This is a genomic window from Acinetobacter sp. T_3_1, from assembly GCF_025377055.1.
Lineage (GTDB): Bacteria > Pseudomonadota > Gammaproteobacteria > Pseudomonadales > Moraxellaceae > Acinetobacter > Acinetobacter kookii.
This window is the reverse complement of the sequence record NZ_JACHVD010000001.1, coordinates 103,981-123,747: the sequence shown is the minus strand read 5'-3', so window position 1 is coordinate 123,747 and position 19,767 is coordinate 103,981. Positions and strand designations below refer to the sequence as shown.

The window sequence follows — 19,767 nt, the reverse complement described above, 5'->3', positions numbered from 1 at the left end:
CAAAAAAATGTAAAAAAAATGCAGTTTTCTTGCTCACTTTTTCTTAGACAATGCTATGATACGCGCCACGAAAGCTTAGTGCTGCAAACTCCTCGAAAATTTTTACAACAAAATCGTCTAACTGAAATGCGCTTTATTAAATATAGCGTATAGAGTAGATTTTTTTGTTTTGATTTTGGGTAGTAACAAATATTAATCTATTGTTACGCTTAAATTTCGATCAGAAACGTCGAGTTGTGGCAAGCTAAATGATCAAGTTTTAGAACTTCCGTTTTAGGATCTAAAACGGGGTTCATTGAATTTCTATAGACCACTTTTATATATCTCTTTACCCAAGTGATATTTGATTTTTCGGATTAATTCGCATGAATAGCAAGTCTCCTATTTTTACTGCACAATCTGATGTCGCTCTTCGTATTCACGTAGATCGCGCAGTTCGCCACTACTTTGCACAATTGCAAGGCGAGCAACCCTCTCAGGTGTATGACATGGTGCTGGCAGAAATGGAGAAACCTCTTTTATCTGTTGTTTTAGAATACACTCGTGGCAACCAGACCCGCGCTGCTGAAATTCTAGGCCTTAACCGCGGTACTTTGCGCAAAAAGTTAAAAGCTCACGGTTTAATGAGTGAATAAGTGATAAAATGCTTGCGGTTTCCGCAGGCATTTTTTTTGGCCTGCTATTTAGCTTTTTGATTTAATTCTTGATAACTGTGACGACATCATGACTATTAAACGCGCTTTAATCTCTGTTTCTGACAAAACTGGCATTGTCGAATTTGCACAAGACCTTGCTGCTCTTGGGGTAGAAATTTTATCTACTGGTGGTACTTACAAGTTGTTAAAAGACAACAATATCGCTGTAGTTGAAGTTTCAGAGCACACCGGTTTCCCAGAGATGATGGACGGACGTGTAAAAACACTTCACCCGAAAATCCATGGTGGTATCCTGGCTCGTCGTGGTCTAGACGAAGCTGTCATGGCTGAACACAACATCGATGCAATCGATCTGGTTGTGGTTAACCTTTACCCATTTGCTGCTACTGTTGCAAAACCGAACTGTTCACTTGCTGATGCAATTGAAAATATTGACATTGGTGGTCCGACAATGGTTCGTGCTGCGGCGAAAAACCATGCGTCTGTAGGTATCGTTGTGAATGCTTCTGATTATGCCACTGTAATTGCCGAGCTTAAAGCTGAAGGCGGCTTGTCTTATGCAACACGTTTTGACCTGGCGGTTAAAGCATTTGAACACACTGCACAATACGACGGCATGATCGCATCTTATTTAGGCGCTCGCGTAGGTAAGGAAGAAGGCCAAGCAGACAAATTTGCACGTACCTTCAATACGCAATTGAACAAAGCGCAAGACCTTCGTTACGGTGAAAATCCGCATCAATCTGCTGCATTCTATGTAGAAGCTGATGCAACCGAAGCATCTGTTTCAACTGCTAAACAGCTTCAAGGTAAAGAGCTTTCTTATAACAATATCGCAGATACTGATGCAGCACTTGAATGTGTGAAATCATTTGCGAAGCCTGCTTGTGTCATCGTAAAACATGCCAACCCTTGTGGCGTTGCAGTATCTTTAGACGGCATTAAAGCTGCTTATGACCTTGCTTATGCAACTGACCCTGAATCTGCGTTCGGTGGCATCATTGCATTCAACCGTGAATTGGACGTTGCAACTGCACAAGCGATTGTTGACCGTCAGTTCGTTGAAGTAATCATTGCACCAAGCGTTGCTGAAGGCGTGCTTGAAGTGACTGGCGCGAAGAAAAACGTTCGTGTTCTTGTATGTGGCGAATTGCCAGCAATTGATGAGCGTAAAGCACAGCTTGACTACAAACGTGTAAACGGCGGTTTACTGGTTCAAGATCAAGACTTGGGCATGATCACTAAAGATGACCTTAAAGTTGTGACTAAACGCGCTCCAACTGAACAGGAAATCGACGACATGATCTTTGCCTGGAAAGTTGCGAAATATGTGAAGTCAAATGCGATTGTTTATGCGAAAAACCGTCAAACCATTGGTGTGGGTGCTGGCCAAATGAGCCGTGTAAACTCTGCTCGTATTGCTGTGATCAAAGCTGAACATGCAGGTTTAGTGGTTGAAGGTGCAGTCATGGCATCTGACGCATTCTTCCCATTCCGTGACGGTATTGATAACGCTGCGAAAGCGGGTATCAAGTGCATTATCCAGCCGGGCGGTTCTATGCGCGACGAAGAAACCATTGCTGCTGCTGATGAAGCCGGTATTGCAATGGTGTTCACTGGCATGCGTCACTTCCGTCACTAAGTGATTGGATATTAATGTAATGACAAAGTCATCTACATTTAGACAAATAGATTTCTAATCTTGCATAAAGTCCTCTCCTATTTTTAGGCTGAGGACTTTATGTCATTTTCGATTCATGGAGTATGAACCGATGAATATTTTAGTTTTGGGTAATGGCGGTCGTGAACATGCACTTGCATGGAAAATCGCACAAGATGACAAAGTCGCAAAAGTATTTGTAGCACCGGGTAATGCAGGTACTGCAACAGAAAATAAATGCGAAAATGTTGCCTTAAATATTTTAGACAATGCGGCAATTATCGAGTTTGCAAAAAACAATGCAGTTGACTTGATCGTGGTGGGTCCTGAAGCACCACTGGTTAATGGTGTGGTTGATGCTTGTCGCGCGGCTGATCTTAAAATCTGGGGTCCAACCCAATTTGCTGCACAGCTTGAAGGCTCTAAAGCATTTGCCAAGCACTTCTTGAAACGCCATAACATTCCAACAGCTTTCTATGACGTATTTACTGAAGTCGATGCAGCCAAAGCTTTTGTTGAGAAAAACGGCGCACCGATCGTCATTAAGGCCGATGGTCTTGCTGCAGGTAAAGGCGTTATTGTTGCCATGACCAATCAAGAAGCTTTCGATGCCATTGATGACATGCTTGCAGGCAACAAATTTGGTGATGCCGGTTCTCGCGTGGTGATTGAAGAATTCTTGGCAGGTGAAGAAGCATCATTCATTTGTATGATTGATGGCAACAACATTCTACCAATGGCAACTTCACAAGATCATAAACGTATCTTTGAAGGTGACCAAGGCCCGAATACTGGCGGTATGGGTGCCTACTCTCCTGCTCCAGTGGTAACTGCCGATGTCTTTGACAAAGTCATGAAAGAAGTGATGCGTCCTACCGTTGACGGCATGAAAGCGGATGGTCATGTCTATACAGGTTTCTTGTATGCAGGCCTTATGATTGATGAACAAGGTCAACCTAAAGTGATCGAATTCAACTGCCGTTTTGGTGACCCTGAAACCCAGCCGATCATGATGCGTTTAAAATCATCACTGGTTGATTTAGTTGAAGCGGGTATTGCGGGTAACTTGCCTGCGGAAGCTGAATGGGATGAGCGTAAGACTGTAGGCATCGTGCTTGCTTCACGTGGTTACCCTGAAACGTCTAGCAATGGTGATGTAATTTCTGGCCTAGACACTGAAATGACAGATACCAAAGTATTCCATGCAGGCACAAAAGCCAATGAAAATGGCGAGATTGTGACTGCTGGCGGTCGTGTACTTTGTGTGACTGCACTCGGCAATACCATTGGTGAAGCACAAACCAAAGCTTTGGAACTTTGCCAGAAAGTGACATTCGACGGCGTTCAATACCGTAAGGATATTGGTTACCGCGCGATTGCACGCGAAAATGCTTGATTGATTTAATTCAGCAAAAAACCCGACGAGTGCGTAATGCCAGTCAGTTAAGAAATTGACTGGCATTTTCTTTTTTAAATTCATGCCTGTATTTGATATGTGGGAAAGTCATCCGCAACTGTTTGAGGCCGGACTCCATTAAAAAATGATTGTTTCTGCGATAAATTTGCTAGTTGATAGTGGCTGACGAGTTTTGCGGTGAGGAGCATTGCTCCGCAAGATGCCTTTGGTTACTTTGGGCGAAACCAAAGTAACAAATGAGCTACAAGAGTTTGATTTAAAACGGTAAGCCTCCGCCATGAATCACTAAAAAATTAAGGAGTTTATTTCTAAACTCCTTAACTGATCAGCATTACGCCGAGTGCGGTTTTTTTGCTTGCTATAGGATGCTTGTTTACCAACATTTTTACAGCATATAGAAATAAACGAACGCGCCCACGGAGAAATCAATAAACACCATAAAATGCAAATACGCGAATTTATGCTAATTAATGAACTTTATCTTTTAGAGAATGAATCAATACCAAACAATGAGTATTTTTATCAATATCCCTTTTTCAGCTTTGTATTTTAAAAAAATTTATATAGAAACAAAATTCTTTTAATTATCCGTTTTATTCATTTCAATAAATTTAATCTATTGTTTTATGAGTTAATTTATAAAAACAGCTCACTTTCTTATGCAAAATTAAGCTAAATATCAGATTTATAATCACTATTATGTATAAAAAAAAATTGTTATGATGTGTCCAATTTTTAGGAATAAGTCATCATGAAAATTGTTTGATTACAGTAATTTGCCTTATTCAAACATAAAACATCTTCATGATGCTACCGATCTCTAATTGCATTGATGAGCGGGACATTTTAAAGTCATCTGCATCAATCAGTTGATCTGATTCACACTTGATTTAATCTCTCCAATGACATATTCGTAAATTTATCGCCAAATTAGATTTACTAGGACATATACATGAAAAAGCTCCTTGGTCTTGTTTTAGGTCTTTCAGTTGGCTTGTCTGGCTGTGGTAAACAAGAAGCGCCTGCAAATGATGCAGCTCAAACGAAAGACGCAAACGGTCTTCAGACTGTCACTATGGCCTCAACAGGTTCGGATGCCGAAGTCTGGCGTTATATTGCCACGCTTCCAGAAACCAAAGCTGCCGGCATTAAACTTGAAGTGAAAAACTTCACCGATTATGTGTCCATGAACACAGCGGTAGCGAATAAAGAAATTGATGTGAATGCATTCCAGTCTTATGCCTATCTGGTTGCTTTCAATGAATCCAATAAAGATAAGATTGCTCCGCTTTCTACCACTTACCTGGAACCCATGGGCATTTACTCAAGTAAAGTGAAGAAACTGGATGAGTTCAAAACCGGTGCGACCATTGCCATTCCTAATGATGGCGCAAATGAATCACGTGCGTTATTGCTGCTTCAATCTGCCGGTCTGCTCAAATTAAAACCTAATTTTGACAACGTAAAAGGCACCCCTGCCGATGTTGTTGAAAACAACAAAAAAATTGTAATCAAACCGATTCAGATGGCCACTGCTGTACGTGTTAAAGACGAAGTTGATGCGATTGTCCTAGGCAATACCCTGGCAATGGAAGGCGGCTTGAATGTGCTTAAAGATTCTATTTATTATGAGCCAATCGACCAAAGCACCAAAATGAATGTCAACATTCTAGCAGTTGCCGAGGGTCGCCAAAATGACCCAGTGTTGAAAAAAGTCGGCGCGCTGTACCACACTGAAGCCGTGAACAAATTTGTTCAGGAAAAATTTGGTGGTACTAAAGTTGACGTAAATAAACCGATTAGCTATCTCACTGAAGCAAAATAGTAATATAATTGGTTCATCTAAACAGGCAAAGTCTCTTTGCCTGTTTTTCTTTTTATAGATAGTTTTTGACCATATGATTGAATTTAAAAATATTTCAAAACACTATCAGCTTAAAGGTCAAACAATTCGTGCCCTGGATCAGATTAATTTACAGATTCCGGATGGCAGTATTTTTGGCATTATTGGCTATAGTGGTGCAGGTAAAAGTACCTTAATCCGCCTGATTAATCTGCTCGAACGGCCAAATGATGGTCAAGTCATCATTCATCAAAAAGATTTTACTGCATTGGATGCGCGCTCGTTACGTCAGGAACGTGCCAACATCGGGATGATCTTTCAGCATTTTAATTTGTTGCAGAGCAAAACTGTCGCAGCCAATATCGAAATGCCAATGAAATTATTGGGCTGGAGCAAAGCCGAGCGGGAAAAACGTTTGGCGGAATTGCTCGAGTTTATTGATCTTAAGCATAAAAAAGACGCTTTTCCGGATGAACTGTCTGGTGGGCAAAAACAGCGTGTGGGGATTGCCCGTGCCCTCGCCAATCATCCTAAAATTTTACTCTGTGATGAAGCGACCTCGGCACTGGATCCGCAAACCACCAAGTCTGTGTTAGATTTGCTTAAAAAGATTAATAAAGAACAAGGCATTACCATTGTCATGGTGACCCATGAAATGGACGTGATTGAATCTGTGTGTGATTATGTTGCGGTAATGGAACAGGGTAAAGTGATCGAAACCGGTTCGACGCTGGAAATTTTCAGTCAGCCCCAGCATCCTACCACCAAAAGCTTTATTCAAACCGTGCTGCAACAACAGTTACCGGTGAATATTTTAAATAGCCTGGAAAACAAAAATCATAACAGCATTTATAGTCTGCAATTCCTGGGTACTTCTGCACAAGAGACTGTGGTACAGGCGGCCATTAAGCAGTTTGATATCAGCCTGAATATTCTGTTTGCCAATATGACTGAAATTAATGGCTCTGTGATTGGACAAATGTTTGTCCAGCTTCTCGGTGACCCTGCAGTGATTGAGCAAACCGTTGCGTTTTTCAAGCAAAACGGCGTCAAAGTTGAACAGTCTGGAGTCAGTGCATGAGAGATTTAATTGTTCAGTGGCTAACAGAAATCACCGCACCTTACTGGAAAAGCTCCCTGTCGATTGACCAGTTTGTTACCGCGCTGCAAGAAACCTTCCACATGGTGTTTTTTGCCCTGCTGTTCGGTTGTATCTGGGGCTTTATCCAGGCCATCATTTTATTGGTGACCCGTCCTGAGGGCATTCTGCCAAACCGGGTGATTTATCATGGCTTAAACCCGATTGTAAATGCGCTGCGTTCATTGCCGTTTATTATCTTGCTGATTGCCTTTATTCCCCTGACAAAATTGCTTGTAGGGACATCGATTGGGACATGGGCGGCAATTGTGCCACTAACCATTTATATTGGTCCGTATATGGGCCGATTGATTGAGACTTCATTGCTTGAAGTGAATGAAGGCATTATTGAATCAGCACAAGCGATGGGTGCTTCGCCCATGCAAATCATTTTCAGGTTTATTTTGCCTGAAGCACGCAGTTCTCTCATTTTAAACCTGACCACTGCCACCATTAGCCTGATTGGTGCAACGGCGATGGCGGGTGCAGTGGGTGCAGGCGGTATTGGTGACCTCGCCATTTCTTATGGTTATCAGCGTTTTGACACCAGTGTAGTCATTTTGACCGTGATTGTGCTGTTATTGCTGGTGCAATTTGTTCAGACCTTTGGCGAATGGCTGTCACGATTAAGATAAAATACACTTAAACCCTCTTCGGAGGGTTTTATTTTAGTGAATAAAGAAAAGATTCGAAATTTACGGATTTTTCCAGAAAGCTTCCCATAGAATCCATCTTGTCATGCGCTATACAGAATGACACCTGGATGTCATCCGTTGGCTTGTCTTGCCTTCAGCTGTAACGCTGTGCCTAAAATTTTTTCAGGATCTATCATCAAGCCAATAAAAGATTTTTGTTCCCTTGCACAGCAGTACGGCTCATCTTTTAAAAGTAAAAGACCCTGTCTCCTAACTTATAGCCAAATGATCAGTCCAAAAAATCAAATCCAGAGTTGACCTAAAAGTTAGCCATTTCCCCTCAATTTCAAACTGAAACAATAAATCCCGTGCTAAACTATCCAGTGGTTTTTGCAGGGACTCATTTATGCACTTTGTTCATCTTGGTATACATACAGAATTTTCAATTACAGAATCTATCGTACGTGTATCTGATCTTATTAAAGCTGCTGCAAATGACGAAATGCCAGCATTGGCCATTACCGACTTGTCCAACCTGCATGCTGCGGTAAAATTTTATAAAAAATGTCTGGATAAAGGCATTAAACCGATTTTTGGTTCTACCCTGCGTCTGAATGATGCAGAGCACAAAGTCACTTTGCTTGCCATGAGCAAAAAGGGATGGCGCAGCTTAACCGAACTGGTTTCTGAAGGCTATATCAGCGGGCAACAGCTGGATATTCCCTGTGTGCAAAAAGAATGGATTTTAAATCAGCAGGAAGATTTAATCGTTCTACTCGGCCAGCACAGTGATGTCGGCAAAATGTTGCTGACTTCCAATCCGCAAAAAGCAGAACCGCTATTGCAGGAGTGGATTGAGAAATTCGGCAACCGTGTTTATTTGGCCTTAACCCGTACCAACCGCCCAGGTGAAGAAGATTTCATTCAGGAAGCGGTCAAACTTGCGAAAAAATACAATATAGGCGTGGTGGCGCATAACGACGTGCACTTCATTACACGGGATGATTTTGAAGCGCATGAAGCCCGGGTCTGTATTGCCGATGGTTATGTATTAGGCGATGACCGTCGCCCGAAAAATTACAGTCCTGAACAGTACTTTAAAACTGCCGCGGAAATGACGGAACTATTTTCAGACATTCCGACCGCCATTGAAAATACCTACCATATTGCCAAACGCTGCAACGTCAGCCTGCGTTTAGGCTTTAATGACTTGCCGGACTACCCGATTCCGGAAGGTCATACCATTGATACCTACTTTGCGCATTTGTCCGAACAAGGTCTGGAAGAACGACTCAACTTCCTGTATCCGCCCGAAAAGCGCGGTGAAGACTGGCCTGAAATTCGCAAACCCTATGACGAGCGTTTAGCCTTCGAAGTGAAGATTATTCTCGACATGGGCTTCCCGGGTTACTTCCTGATCGTGATGGACTTTATTCAGTGGTCCAAAGGCAACGGTGTCCCGGTCGGTCCGGGCCGTGGTTCAGGTGCCGGCTCACTGGTGGCGTATAGCTTGAAGATTACCGATCTGGATCCCCTGCGTTACGACCTGCTATTCGAACGTTTCTTGAACCCGGAACGTGTGTCGATGCCCGACTTTGACGTCGATTTCTGTATTGCCGGCCGTGACCGCGTAATTGACTATGTGGCACGGACTTATGGCCGGGATGCGGTATCGCAGATTGCCACTTTCGGGACCATGGCGGCCAAAGGTGCAATTCGGGACGTGGCACGTGTTTTAGGCAAATCTTATGGTCTGGCGGACCGTATTTCCAAAATGATTCCAACCAAGCCCTTGGGTTTGAGCCTGGAAGAATCGCTGGAAGCTGAGCCACAGCTCAAGGATATTGTCACCAATCCGTCCAACCCGGACAATGACGATGCCGCTGAAATCTGGGAAATGGCACTCAAACTTGAAGGCATTACCCGAAATACCGGTAAGCATGCCGGTGGTGTGGTGATTGCACCGACCAAGCTGACCGACTACTCAGCCGTGATGTGTGATGCCGACGGAACGAACCGTGTTGCCCAGTTCGATAAGGACGATGTCGAAGCGGCCGGTCTGGTCAAGTTCGACTTCCTGGGTCTGCGTAACCTGACCGTAATTGAAGATGCAATTAAGCATATCAACGCACGTGCGGATGTGACAGAACCGGTCAATATTTCCTATATTCCGCTGGACGATAAACCAGCCTACGAAATCTTTGCCAACGCCAACACCACTGCGGTATTCCAGTTTGAATCCGTCGGCATGAAAAAGATGCTGAAAGAGGCACGTCCAAGCAAGTTTGAAGAAATTATTGCCTTCGTGTCCCTGTACCGTCCGGGTCCAATGGACCTGATTCCTGACTTTATTCATCGTATGCATGGCGGTGAGTTTGAATACCTGCATCCCTTACTGGAAAAAGTTCTGGAACCGACCTACGGGATTATGGTGTACCAGGAACAGGTGATGCAGGCGGCACAGTTCTGTGCCGGTTATAGTCTGGGCGGTGCGGATTTGCTGCGCCGTGCCATGGGCAAGAAAAAACCTGAGGAAATGGTCAAACAGCGCCAGATCTTTATTAAAGGTGCTGCTGAAAAAGATATTGATGAAGCGACCGCCAACCATATCTTCGACTATATGGAAAAATTTGCCGGTTATGGTTTCAACAAATCGCATGCTGCCGCCTACGCCCTGGTTGCTTATCAGACCGCATGGCTAAAAGCGCATTATCCTGCAGAGTTTATGTCCGCGGTGATGACCTCGGAAATGCAGAACACCGACAATATCGTGTTCCTGATTGATGACTGCCGTATCAATGGTCTGGAAGTTCTTCCCCCATCCATCAATATGTCCTTGTATAACTTCCATGCCAGCAGTCCAAATACGATTGTCTATGGTTTAGGCGCAATTAAAGGCGTAGGTGAAGCAGCAATGCAGTCGGTAATTGATTCACGCATGCAGGATGGTCCTTATAAAGACTTGTTTGATTTCTGCCACCGCGTAGACTTGAAAAAAATCAATAAACGCACCCTTGAAGCACTCATCCGTGCAGGTGCGATGGACTGTTTGGGCATTGAACGTGCCAGCCTAATGGCACAACTGCCTGAAGCGGTTCAAGCCGCAGAACAGGCCCGTTCTAACCGTGAAACCGGCATGATGGACCTGTTTGGTGAAGTTGAGGAAGTTCAGCGCAAACCCGCCAAACCGGTCAAACCGTGGTCAGATGAAGTTCGCCTCAAAGGTGAAAAAGACACCTTGGGACTGTATTTAACCGGACATCCGATTGATGTGTATCGCCCGGAACTCAAGTCTTTTATTCCTGCACGGATTAATGAACTCACGCCTACACGCCGTGGCGTGACTACCGTATTCGCCGGTCTGGTGGTGGATGTCGCCAACTTCCCGAACCGCATGATGGTGACTCTGGATGACGGCACCGCACGTATAGAAGTATCGGCCAATCACGAGCGTTTCCAGCGTTTTAAAGACATCATTCAAAATGAAAAAGTGGTGGTGATTGAAGGGGAAATTTACGAACGTGAAGGTTTTGACCGCCCTATGGGACGACTGACCAAAGCCTTTAGCCTGAATGAAATACGTCAGAAACGTGCCAACAGCATTCAAATCAAGCTGAACGCGGAACACCTGAATGCTTCACTCAGTCAGGATTTACGCAAAATCTTAACGCCATTCTGCAATGTCGATATGTGCAATCATATCCCGATGCAATTACACATCGATTATCCTTATGCCTCTGCCGATATCAACCTGGGCTTAAACTGGAACGTGGCTCCACTGGATGAATTACTGGCGAAATTACGTGACTATTTTGGTAAAGACGTGATTCACATTGAATATCAGGTCAAATCCAAAGCAGCCAAGGCCGTCAGTTACGAGCAGGCCATGCCTGCGAATGTCCCGCCGCCGCCAGCCAATGTGAGCATGGATGAAGCAATGGACCTGTACCAGGCTGAAGCCACCCAATATTCCTAATTTTTAAATATTTAAATTCAAATCGGACACCTTATGAGTCAAGTTGACAATGCTGTGGTTTCCGCACATCTCTCTCATGTGCGTATTGTCATGGTCAATACTACCTTGCCTGCCAATATCGGCAGTGCATTACGCGCGATGAAAACCATGGGCCTATCCAGGCTGGTACTGGTGCAGCCTAAAACCTATCCGCATCCCGATATTGATGCCCTGGCTGCAGGTGCAACCGATCTGATTGAACAGATTGAAATTGTACCGACGTTGCAAGAAGCGATTAAGGATTGCCATCTGGTGTTTGGCACCAGTGCGCGTAGCCGCACCATTCCCTGGCCTTTACTGGATGCCCGTCCGGCTGCGGAAAAATCATTGCAGGCTGTGGTACAAAACCAGCAGGAAGTTGCGGTGATTTTTGGCCGTGAAGATCGTGGCCTGACCAATGAAGAACTGGCAATGGCCAACTATCATGTGACCATTCCGGTCAATAGCGATTATGGCGTACTGAATGTCGCCCAAGCCATTCAGGTGATTTGCTATGAAATGCGCATGGCTGCCATGGCATTGACTGAACAGAAGAAAGATCCGGAAGCCGCCATGCATGTCACCGATGAAATTGACATGCAGTGGGATGAACCTTTGGTCACCCATGAACAGATGGAACAGTTTTACCCGCATATTGAAAAAATGCTGGCCGAAATTGAATTTATGGACCCGAAAAACCCACGTTTATTGCCTTTACGCTTGCGTCGTTTATTTGGACGTATACAATTAGATCGTATGGAATATCATTTACTGCGTGGCATCTTTAGCCGTGTACAAGCATTGAACAATGGTACATGGAAAAAATCTACAGACAAAACAACCGGTTCCTCAGAGGATCAATCTAATGCTTAAACAGCTCAAAGAAGACATCCAAGCTGTATTCGCGCGCGATCCTGCAGCACGAAACACTTTAGAAGTTCTCACCACCTATCCCGGCATTCATGCGCTGATCATGCACCGTATTGCCCATGAACTTTGGCAAAAAGAGTGTAAAGGCTCTGCCCGCCTGCTGTCTTCTTTTAGCCGTTTTGCCACCGGCATTGAAATCCATCCGGGTGCCAAAATCGGTCGCCGTTTCTTTATCGATCATGGCATGGGTGTGGTGATTGGCGAAACGGCTGAAATCGGAGACGATGTTACGCTTTATCACGGCGTCACCCTGGGCGGTACCACCTGGAACAAGGGCAAACGTCATCCTACCCTGGAAGATGGCGTGGTGGTGGGTGCAGGTGCCAAAATTCTGGGTCCTTTTACTGTCGGTAAAAATGCCAAAGTCGGTTCCAATGCTGTTGTCACCAAAGCAGTGCCTCCAAATACAACTGCTGTAGGAAACCCGGCCCGCTTCATTACCAAAGACCAGCCGAAAGATGCTGAAGAAGCCCGCCGTCGTGATTATGCAGAAAGTATTGGCTTCCAGCCGTATGCTGCAACACAGGACCAGTCAGACCCGATTCTGGATGGCATGCGTGTGCTGCTTGACCGGATTCAGCTCAATGAAAAACGCATGAACACCTTATGTCAGCGTTTATCCCTGCTCGATCCGACCTTTAAAAAACAGCAGCAAAAAGAACAGCCTTATAGTGTTGAAGAACTTAAAATTATTGAAGATGTGCGCCGTGAATGCGAAGCGCAAAGCAGTCAATCCAAAGCATAATTGGCTGTTCTGAATATTAACAAGCCCTTACTTGTATGTTCCTGAGAGTTTTTTTAGACTGAGGAACATACCTATTTCCCAATTTTAAAATTAAATGAACGGATGATCTCTATGACCCTTAAGCCTTTGGCATGTACATTGATTGCTGTTGCTTTACTCTCAGCGTGTAGTTCGACACCGACAAAAGATAAAAAATCGAATGCACCGATCGTTTTCACTGAACCTGAATTGACTGCTCCATTTTATGCACTGAATCCATTTAACTATGATGCTCCGCCTCCATTTGAAATTGCATTAAAGCAAGCGGCGGCACAGCCTGTAACCAAAATCGAAGTCACACTTCCGGGTGACCCATCTAAAAAAGTGACCCTGGATGTCAACAAGCTGATTATCCCTACCGTCAACAGCAAGCAGCGTAATGTAAAATATGCAGTCATGGCGGGTGAAAATGAATTTGATGTCACCGAAATTGACGATTTCTTGCAGCTGGTCGAAGGCAAGGCACGCCATTACCCGCCTCGTTTTACTGAACGTCAGGAACGTAAAGGCTTTGAAGCCAAGCTTAAACAAGTGACTCAGCAGCTTGACACCCTGGCTGCTAGAGACAATGCCTCTTTTGATGTATTGATTCGCGCATTTAAAGCCAGTGTTATGGCGCGTAACCTGGACTTGGGTTCAGTCTATACCACCAAGTCTTTAACTTACGCACAGCGCATTTTAAAAATTAACAAAGAAGATGCCGAGGCAAACTTCTGGTTCGGTTTTGGCCTGTCTGAAGGTGGTGGTCAACGTGAAGCCATTCCTTATTTAGACAAAGCCATGAAGGCAGGTGTGCAGGAAGCGTATTTATCTGCGGCAAACAATTACATTGCCATGGAGCAGAAGAAAAATGCGATTCAAGTCTTGAAAAATTACAAGGTGAAATATCCGCAGGAAGCTGAAGTTGCTGACCGTTTAATTGCTGAAATTGAAAAGCAAGGTCGCTGGAATGTATGGCAGGTGCTTAATCCCGCTAAAGCACCTTAATTTTTGCTTTTTTAATGAGCCTTTTAAATAGACCGTTCAGAACGGTCTATTTTTTATGCACGAATTGAAAATTAAAACAAATATCGTATGATGAAGAAAAACTCAAACAAATACTCACGTAGACCATCTTTATGCCAAAACAAATATATAAAGTTTTATTTGCCTCGCTGCTGAGTAGTTACCTGCTCACTGGGTGCCAAATTGTGAGCGTCAAAAGCCAAGGCATTAATGTCACGATTGCCAATGAACGTGAAAGTATTCTTACCCGCAATAAATTGAGTGAAGCCAGTTTAAATGTACTGTCCATGACCGGTCGTGAAGCTAAAATCTGTTCCGACCAACCCGACCAGTGTATTCAGGAACTGCAACAGATTCCGCAAATTCAGGACGAACAGCTGCTCTCTACCTCCAGCGAAATCTACCTGGCCAAAGCCTTGGAATTTGAAAATTCTTCTGAGTGTAAAACCGGTACCTTAACCAGCACCCGATCCGAAGAAAAACAGAAACAGCAACAACTGACCTATGATAAATGTCTGGATCAGCAACTGTATATGCTGGATAAAAGCATCCGCTACAGCTATGCCTACATGTTTAAAACCAAACGTCAGCCCAAAGACCGGATTTTTGACAACCGGCAGGTGCAAATACGTGATTTTTATAATCTGGCACTGGCCAAACTGGTAACTGCTTATGCCTTGCGGCATAAACCTACTGTAGTTGAGCCGCAGGTCAAGGTCGGCAAAAGTATTTATCAGATCAACTTTGATTACTATCCACAGCTCAAAAATCAGAAAATCGAGCAGCTGCTTTCCAGTTATAACCTGAATTTTTCAGGTTTACGCTCCATTAACCGTCGTGATGGTTTTGGTTCAGAATTTGTCCTGGTTCTACCGCAGGTCAAGGATGATATCGGCGAAGGGAAAAATAAATATATTATCGACCCGATGAATTTCAGCTACAAAAACGGCGTCAATCCGAATATTCATCAGGCCCGCTATTTGGCTGCAACCCTGACCGCACAGCCCAAAGCGGCCAGCAGCGTAGAAGACATTTTAAATAATGCAGAATTTGAAATAAAAGCCTTTGATCCGTACAAATATGATCAGGTCAATATGGCCGGCAAGACCTATCCTCTGGCTGGAAACTTTTCTACGCCTTATGGCTTATGGCTGGCACAGAACAATCTCGGTCGGGCAGCCTATTTAACCCTGATTGATCGAGATGACCATCTCACCATGCCGCATTTATACATGCTGGAGCCGTATAATCCGAATAAAAAAGTGATTGTCTTAATCCACGGTCTGGCCAGTAGTCCCGAAGCATGGATTCGTCTGACGAACGACATTATGGGTGACACGGTACTGCGGGAAAATTTTCAGGTCTGGCAGGTGTTCTATTCAACCAATATGCCGATTATGGAAAGCCGCTTCCAGATTTATGCCCTATTGACCCAAGCCTTTGCGCAGGTCGATGCCAATGCCCCGGCCAAAAAAGATGCAGTGCTGGTTGGACATAGCATGGGCGGCATTATTGCCCGGCTTTTGGTCAGTGATGCAGACGTGACCAAAAAAGCGTTATCGATGATGAATAATCGTCAGTTAAACAAGTTTCAGAAATTACCGATTATTTCGCAGCGTCTGGTCATCAAGGACATTCCTAATTTCTCCCGTGCGATTTTTCTGGCCACTCCGCATCGGGGAACCGATTATGCCGATCGCTGGTTTACCAAGGCAGCACGTAAAATCATCCGTATTCCCGGTGCTTTCCTCTCTGCGATTAGCGATAGCATACAAACTCAGGACCTGGACCTCAAAGAACTGTTACAGCAGATCGATCATGGCCTGATTCAAAATGGGCCGAGTGATTTAAGTTATCAGTCCAAGTTTATTGAACTGAGCAAAGACATTAGCCCGCGTCAAGGATTGGCCTTTCATTCCATTATTGGCAATATCACCGATAGTCGCGATATCAATGTGATCACGGATGACGTGGTACGTTATAAGAGTGCCCATCTGGAGGGTGCCGTTTCGGAAAAAATTATTAAGGGGGGGCATTCCATTCAGGAAACACCGGAAGCCGTTTTAGAATTGCGTCGTATCTTGCGTCTGCATCTGACCAAGCTTGGCCTGCATCAGCCTTAATGTCCGCTTGAGTTTTCCAGCCACATCGACCGGCAGCCTCATTTTCATTGCCGGTCGATGCCCCTGCTATGCCCGCATAACACTGTTCTTCTAATTTTTATCCATTTACTGCAAAGCATTTTTCGCAATTCATGCAAATTTGGTAAGATGTCTGAGCGACTGAAACGCCGTTTTTTCATAGCTCGGGTGGGCTTGAAAATAACAATAACACTCAAGCCAGCGTCGAGGATTTTACGATGAGCGTTTCATGCATAAATTTAAAATTGGTGAGACAGCCAAGTTTTTTAACGATTCGATGTATTTAAATATTTAAGGATTTTACCTCAATGAGTTACCCGGAAATCATGGCTGATCTTTCCACTTTAACCCCGATGATGCAGCAGTACATGAGCGTCAAAATGCAGCATCCGCACTCCCTGATGTTCTATCGTATGGGTGACTTTTATGAACTGTTTTTTGACGATGCCCATAAAGCCGCCAAATTATTGGGGATTACCTTAACCCACCGCGGAAAGGCCAATGGTGAACCGATTCCCATGGCAGGCGTTCCCTATCATGCCGCTGAAGGCTATTTGGCCCGCCTGGTGAAAAAAGGCGAAACCGTGGTCATTTGCGAGCAGCTGGGCGAAGTGACCGGTGGTAAAGGTCCGGTTGAACGCGGTGTGGTACGTATCATCACTCCGGGCACCCTGACCGATGATGCATTATTGAACAGTCATCAGTCTTCCAATCTGGTTGCACTGTGCTTACATCAGGGGCAGATTGGTATCGCACTGCTGGATTTGAGTGCCGGTATTTTCAAAGTACAGCAACAGGAGTTTCAACAGGAGCAACTCGCAATTGAGCTTTCACGCTTAATGCCTAGTGAAATTGTGGTAGATGAAGATATTGTCGATCCGAATATTATCGAGCAAATAAAAAAGCAACTCGACTGCCCTGTGACGCGCCGCCCCAATGTCGATTTCAACCTGAACAATGCACAAAAAACCTTATGTGATCAGTTTGCAGTAGCGACCCTTTCCGGTTTTGGAATTGATCATTTACCGCTGGCCAAAGCAGCGGCAGCGGCACTGATCCATTATGCCAAAGAAACCCAGAAGACTGCACTGCCACATATTCGCTCCATTCAGTTGGAACAAAGCAGTGACTTTATTGCTTTAGATCCGGTCACGCGTCGCAATCTGGAACTAGTGGAACCGTTATTCGAACATGGAACCTCCCTGTTCCAACTCATTAATGACTGCCAGACTGCCATGGGCGCTCGACTGCTGAGCCGTACCCTGATGCAGCCCTTGCGTGATACCAAAATACTGGATGCCCGTCTGGATGCCATTGCCGCCATGTTGGGTGGTTATCATGAAGCACCGATTCGCCTAGTCCTTAAAGAGATCAGTGATATTGAACGCGTGCTGAGTCGTGTCGCTTTAGGCAGTGCACGTCCACGTGATCTGGTACAGTTACGTCAGGCCTGTGCGCAAATTCCTTTCTTGCGTCATGCCCTTCAGCCAATGGTACAAGCCAAGCAATCCGGTCTGATTCAGCAACTGACGGATGAACTGGGGGATTTTCATGGCCTGCATCAACGCCTGATGTCTGCGATTGTCGAAAATCCACCAGTATTACTCCGTGATGGCAATGTCATTGCAGAAGGCTTTGACAGTGAACTGGATGAGCTGCGTAAAATCCGCGATCATGCGGGCCAGTTCCTGATTGATCTGGAAGCTCAAGAGCGTGCCAACACCGGCATTTCAACCCTGAAAATTGGCTATAATCGGGTCAGTGGCTACTATATTGAACTGACCCGCGCCCAAGCCGAGCAGGCACCGGATCATTACATCCGTCGTCAGACCTTGAAAAATGCCGAACGCTATATCACGCCCGAACTGAAATCTTTTGAAGATAAAGTCTTGTCGAGTGAATCACGTGCCCTTGCGCGTGAAAAAATGCTGTTTGAAATGCTGCTGGATGAATTACGTCAGGACATCGGCAATTTACAAATGATGAGCAGCGCGATTGCACAGATAGACATGCTGGCCAATTTTGCCCATCAGGCGCGTTTACGCAACTGGTCCCGTCCAGAATTCAGCCCTGAAATTGGGGTCAAAATTGTGGCAGGCCGGCACCCGGTGGTGGAAGCCTTAAGCAAAACCGCCTTTACTCCGAATGACACCAGCTTAGATTACAATCACCGTATGGCCATTGTAACCGGGCCGAATATGGGTGGTAAATCGACCTTTATGCGCCAAACCGCGCTGATCAGTTTACTGGCCTATTGCGGTTCCTATGTACCTGCCAAGTCCGCAGTATTAGGCCCGATTGATCGGGTGTTTACCCGTATCGGTTCAGCAGATGACTTATCCACCGGTAAATCGACCTTTATGGTGGAAATGACCGAAACTTCGCAAATTCTGCATCATGCCACCAATCAGTCTTTGGTGCTAATGGATGAGGTCGGACGCGGAACCAGTACTTACGATGGCCTGTCGTTGGCCTGGGCCTGTGTAATTGACCTGAGCAAACGGATTAAATGCCTGTGCTTGTTTGCCACGCATTATTTTGAACTCACTGAACTGGGCAAGGAATCGGGAATTGATAACTATCATGTCACGGCCAAGGAACTGAACGGTAATTTAATCCTGCTGCACAAGGTTCAGCATGGCCCTGCCAGTCAAAGTCATGGCTTACAGGTGGCAAAACTGGCCGGTATTCCTGCCAGCGTAATCAAAGAGGCGCAAAACCGCTTGAAGATTCTGGAAAAGCAGCAGCAGCAACAGGTCAATAAAGTGATACAGAATGATCTGTTTAGCGCAATCGATGAACCAGCTGTAGAAGTTATTGAACGTGTAGTGGAAATTGAAAAAGATGTGCCTGCACTGAATCTGTTAAGGTCGCTGGATGTGGATAATCTTTCTCCTCGCGAAGCCTTGCAACAGATTTATGCCTTAAAAGATGCCCTGGAAAGCTAATTTAAATCTGTGCCAGAAAAAGACTTCTAAATAGAAGTCTTTTTCATTTACTACATATATTTAAATAAATATTCAATTTTTATTAAAATTAACAGCCTTATATATAATAAATATCAATAAAAGCAATTGTTACTTAGCCGCATTTTTGCCTAAAATACAGCAAGAGTAACTAGAACCATATTTTTTAGGTAGCTGTCGCCATGACCTTTGTTGTCACTGAAAATTGTATTAAATGTAAATACCAAGACTGCGTAGAAGTTTGTCCGGTAGATTGTTTCTACGAAGGTCCAAATTTCCTCGTGATTAATCCAGATGAATGTATTGACTGTGCATTATGCGAACCTGAATGCCCGGCAAATGCTATTTTCTCGGAAGATGAGTTACCTGAAGGTCAGGAAGTCTTTATTGAACTGAATGCTGAACTGTCGCAAAAATGGCCAAATATCACTCAAATTGGTGACCAGCCTGCCGATCGTGAAGAATGGAACGGTAAAACAGACAAGTTACAGTATCTGGAAAAATAAGACTGTTCCTGGACTTGCAAAAAAAGATCAGCAAATGCTGATCTTTTTTTATACTTAAAAAAACATTTGATTGCAATATTTTCAAATTTTAT

At 44.5% G+C, this 19,767-nt stretch carries 13 protein-coding genes; all 13 read left to right on the top strand.

Going from position 1 to position 19,767, the window contains the following annotated elements; all coding sequences use genetic code 11:
* The first annotated feature begins 365 nt into the window (after window positions 1-365).
* Complete coding sequence (fis, locus tag H4I94_RS00390; protein ID WP_001086304.1) at window positions 366-635, top strand: DNA-binding transcriptional regulator Fis; 270 nt, start codon at window positions 366-368, stop codon at window positions 633-635.
* Between the two features lie 88 nt (window positions 636-723).
* The gene (gene purH, locus H4I94_RS00385; RefSeq protein WP_261180916.1) at window positions 724-2,298 is read left to right on the top strand and encodes a bifunctional phosphoribosylaminoimidazolecarboxamide formyltransferase/IMP cyclohydrolase; all 1,575 of its coding nucleotides are present in this window, start codon (window positions 724-726) and stop codon (window positions 2,296-2,298) included.
* A gap of 130 nt (window positions 2,299-2,428) precedes the next feature.
* Window positions 2,429-3,712, top strand: a complete 1,284-nt coding sequence (gene purD, locus H4I94_RS00380) for a phosphoribosylamine--glycine ligase (RefSeq protein WP_261180915.1) — start codon at window positions 2,429-2,431, stop codon at window positions 3,710-3,712.
* A gap of 973 nt (window positions 3,713-4,685) precedes the next feature.
* On the top strand, window positions 4,686-5,558 hold the full coding sequence (locus H4I94_RS00375) for a MetQ/NlpA family ABC transporter substrate-binding protein (protein WP_092819370.1): 873 nt from the start codon (window positions 4,686-4,688) through the stop codon (window positions 5,556-5,558).
* A gap of 73 nt (window positions 5,559-5,631) precedes the next feature.
* Entirely contained in the window at window positions 5,632-6,657 is a 1,026-nt protein-coding gene (locus tag H4I94_RS00370; protein WP_092819369.1) for a methionine ABC transporter ATP-binding protein, read from the top strand.
* Entirely contained in the window at window positions 6,654-7,349 is a 696-nt protein-coding gene (locus tag H4I94_RS00365) for a methionine ABC transporter permease (protein WP_131274054.1), read from the top strand. The genes H4I94_RS00370 and H4I94_RS00365 overlap by 4 nt, the downstream gene beginning before the upstream one ends.
* 406 nt (window positions 7,350-7,755) lie before the next feature.
* Window positions 7,756-11,325 carry a DNA polymerase III subunit alpha gene (dnaE, locus tag H4I94_RS00360; RefSeq protein WP_261180914.1) on the top strand — a complete coding sequence of 1,190 codons (3,570 nt, stop codon included), beginning with the start codon at window positions 7,756-7,758 and terminating at the stop codon, window positions 11,323-11,325.
* 33 nt (window positions 11,326-11,358) lie between these two features.
* Entirely contained in the window at window positions 11,359-12,216 is an 858-nt protein-coding gene (locus H4I94_RS00355) for an RNA methyltransferase (RefSeq protein WP_092819366.1), read from the top strand.
* A complete protein-coding gene (cysE, locus tag H4I94_RS00350; RefSeq protein ID WP_092819365.1) occupies window positions 12,209-13,018 on the top strand; it encodes a serine O-acetyltransferase in 810 nt (269 codons plus the stop codon). The genes H4I94_RS00355 and cysE overlap by 8 nt, the downstream gene beginning before the upstream one ends.
* A 111-nt stretch (window positions 13,019-13,129) precedes the next feature.
* Window positions 13,130-14,044, top strand: coding sequence for an ABUW_2363 family tetratricopeptide repeat lipoprotein (locus H4I94_RS00345; RefSeq protein ID WP_261180913.1), 915 nt, complete (start codon window positions 13,130-13,132; stop codon window positions 14,042-14,044).
* A 131-nt stretch (window positions 14,045-14,175) separates the two neighbouring features.
* Window positions 14,176-16,185, top strand: a complete 2,010-nt coding sequence (locus H4I94_RS00340; RefSeq protein WP_261180912.1) for an esterase/lipase family protein — start codon at window positions 14,176-14,178, stop codon at window positions 16,183-16,185.
* 326 nt (window positions 16,186-16,511) lie between these two features.
* Window positions 16,512-19,151, top strand: a complete 2,640-nt coding sequence (gene mutS / locus H4I94_RS00335) for a DNA mismatch repair protein MutS (protein ID WP_261180911.1) — start codon at window positions 16,512-16,514, stop codon at window positions 19,149-19,151.
* Between the two features lie 200 nt (window positions 19,152-19,351).
* Entirely contained in the window at window positions 19,352-19,675 is a 324-nt protein-coding gene (gene fdxA, locus H4I94_RS00330) for a ferredoxin FdxA (RefSeq protein WP_067729501.1), read from the top strand.
* Window positions 19,676-19,767 lie beyond the last annotated feature (92 nt).

Bases quoted from the DNA above. Each gene is read 5' to 3' on its own strand.
- fis (WP_001086304.1), top strand. From the start codon at position 366: ATGAATAGCAAGTCTCCTATTTTTACTGCACAATCTGATGTCGCTCTT.
- purH (WP_261180916.1), top strand. From the start codon at position 724: ATGACTATTAAACGCGCTTTAATCTCTGTTTCTGACAAAACTGGCATT.
- purD (WP_261180915.1), top strand. From the start codon at position 2,429: ATGAATATTTTAGTTTTGGGTAATGGCGGTCGTGAACATGCACTTGCA.
- H4I94_RS00375 (WP_092819370.1), top strand. From the start codon at position 4,686: ATGAAAAAGCTCCTTGGTCTTGTTTTAGGTCTTTCAGTTGGCTTGTCT.
- H4I94_RS00370 (WP_092819369.1), top strand. From the start codon at position 5,632: ATGATTGAATTTAAAAATATTTCAAAACACTATCAGCTTAAAGGTCAA.
- H4I94_RS00365 (WP_131274054.1), top strand. From the start codon at position 6,654: ATGAGAGATTTAATTGTTCAGTGGCTAACAGAAATCACCGCACCTTAC.
- dnaE (WP_261180914.1), top strand. From the start codon at position 7,756: ATGCACTTTGTTCATCTTGGTATACATACAGAATTTTCAATTACAGAA.
- H4I94_RS00355 (WP_092819366.1), top strand. From the start codon at position 11,359: ATGAGTCAAGTTGACAATGCTGTGGTTTCCGCACATCTCTCTCATGTG.
- cysE (WP_092819365.1), top strand. From the start codon at position 12,209: ATGCTTAAACAGCTCAAAGAAGACATCCAAGCTGTATTCGCGCGCGAT.
- H4I94_RS00345 (WP_261180913.1), top strand. From the start codon at position 13,130: ATGACCCTTAAGCCTTTGGCATGTACATTGATTGCTGTTGCTTTACTC.
- H4I94_RS00340 (WP_261180912.1), top strand. From the start codon at position 14,176: ATGCCAAAACAAATATATAAAGTTTTATTTGCCTCGCTGCTGAGTAGT.
- mutS (WP_261180911.1), top strand. From the start codon at position 16,512: ATGAGTTACCCGGAAATCATGGCTGATCTTTCCACTTTAACCCCGATG.
- fdxA (WP_067729501.1), top strand. From the start codon at position 19,352: ATGACCTTTGTTGTCACTGAAAATTGTATTAAATGTAAATACCAAGAC.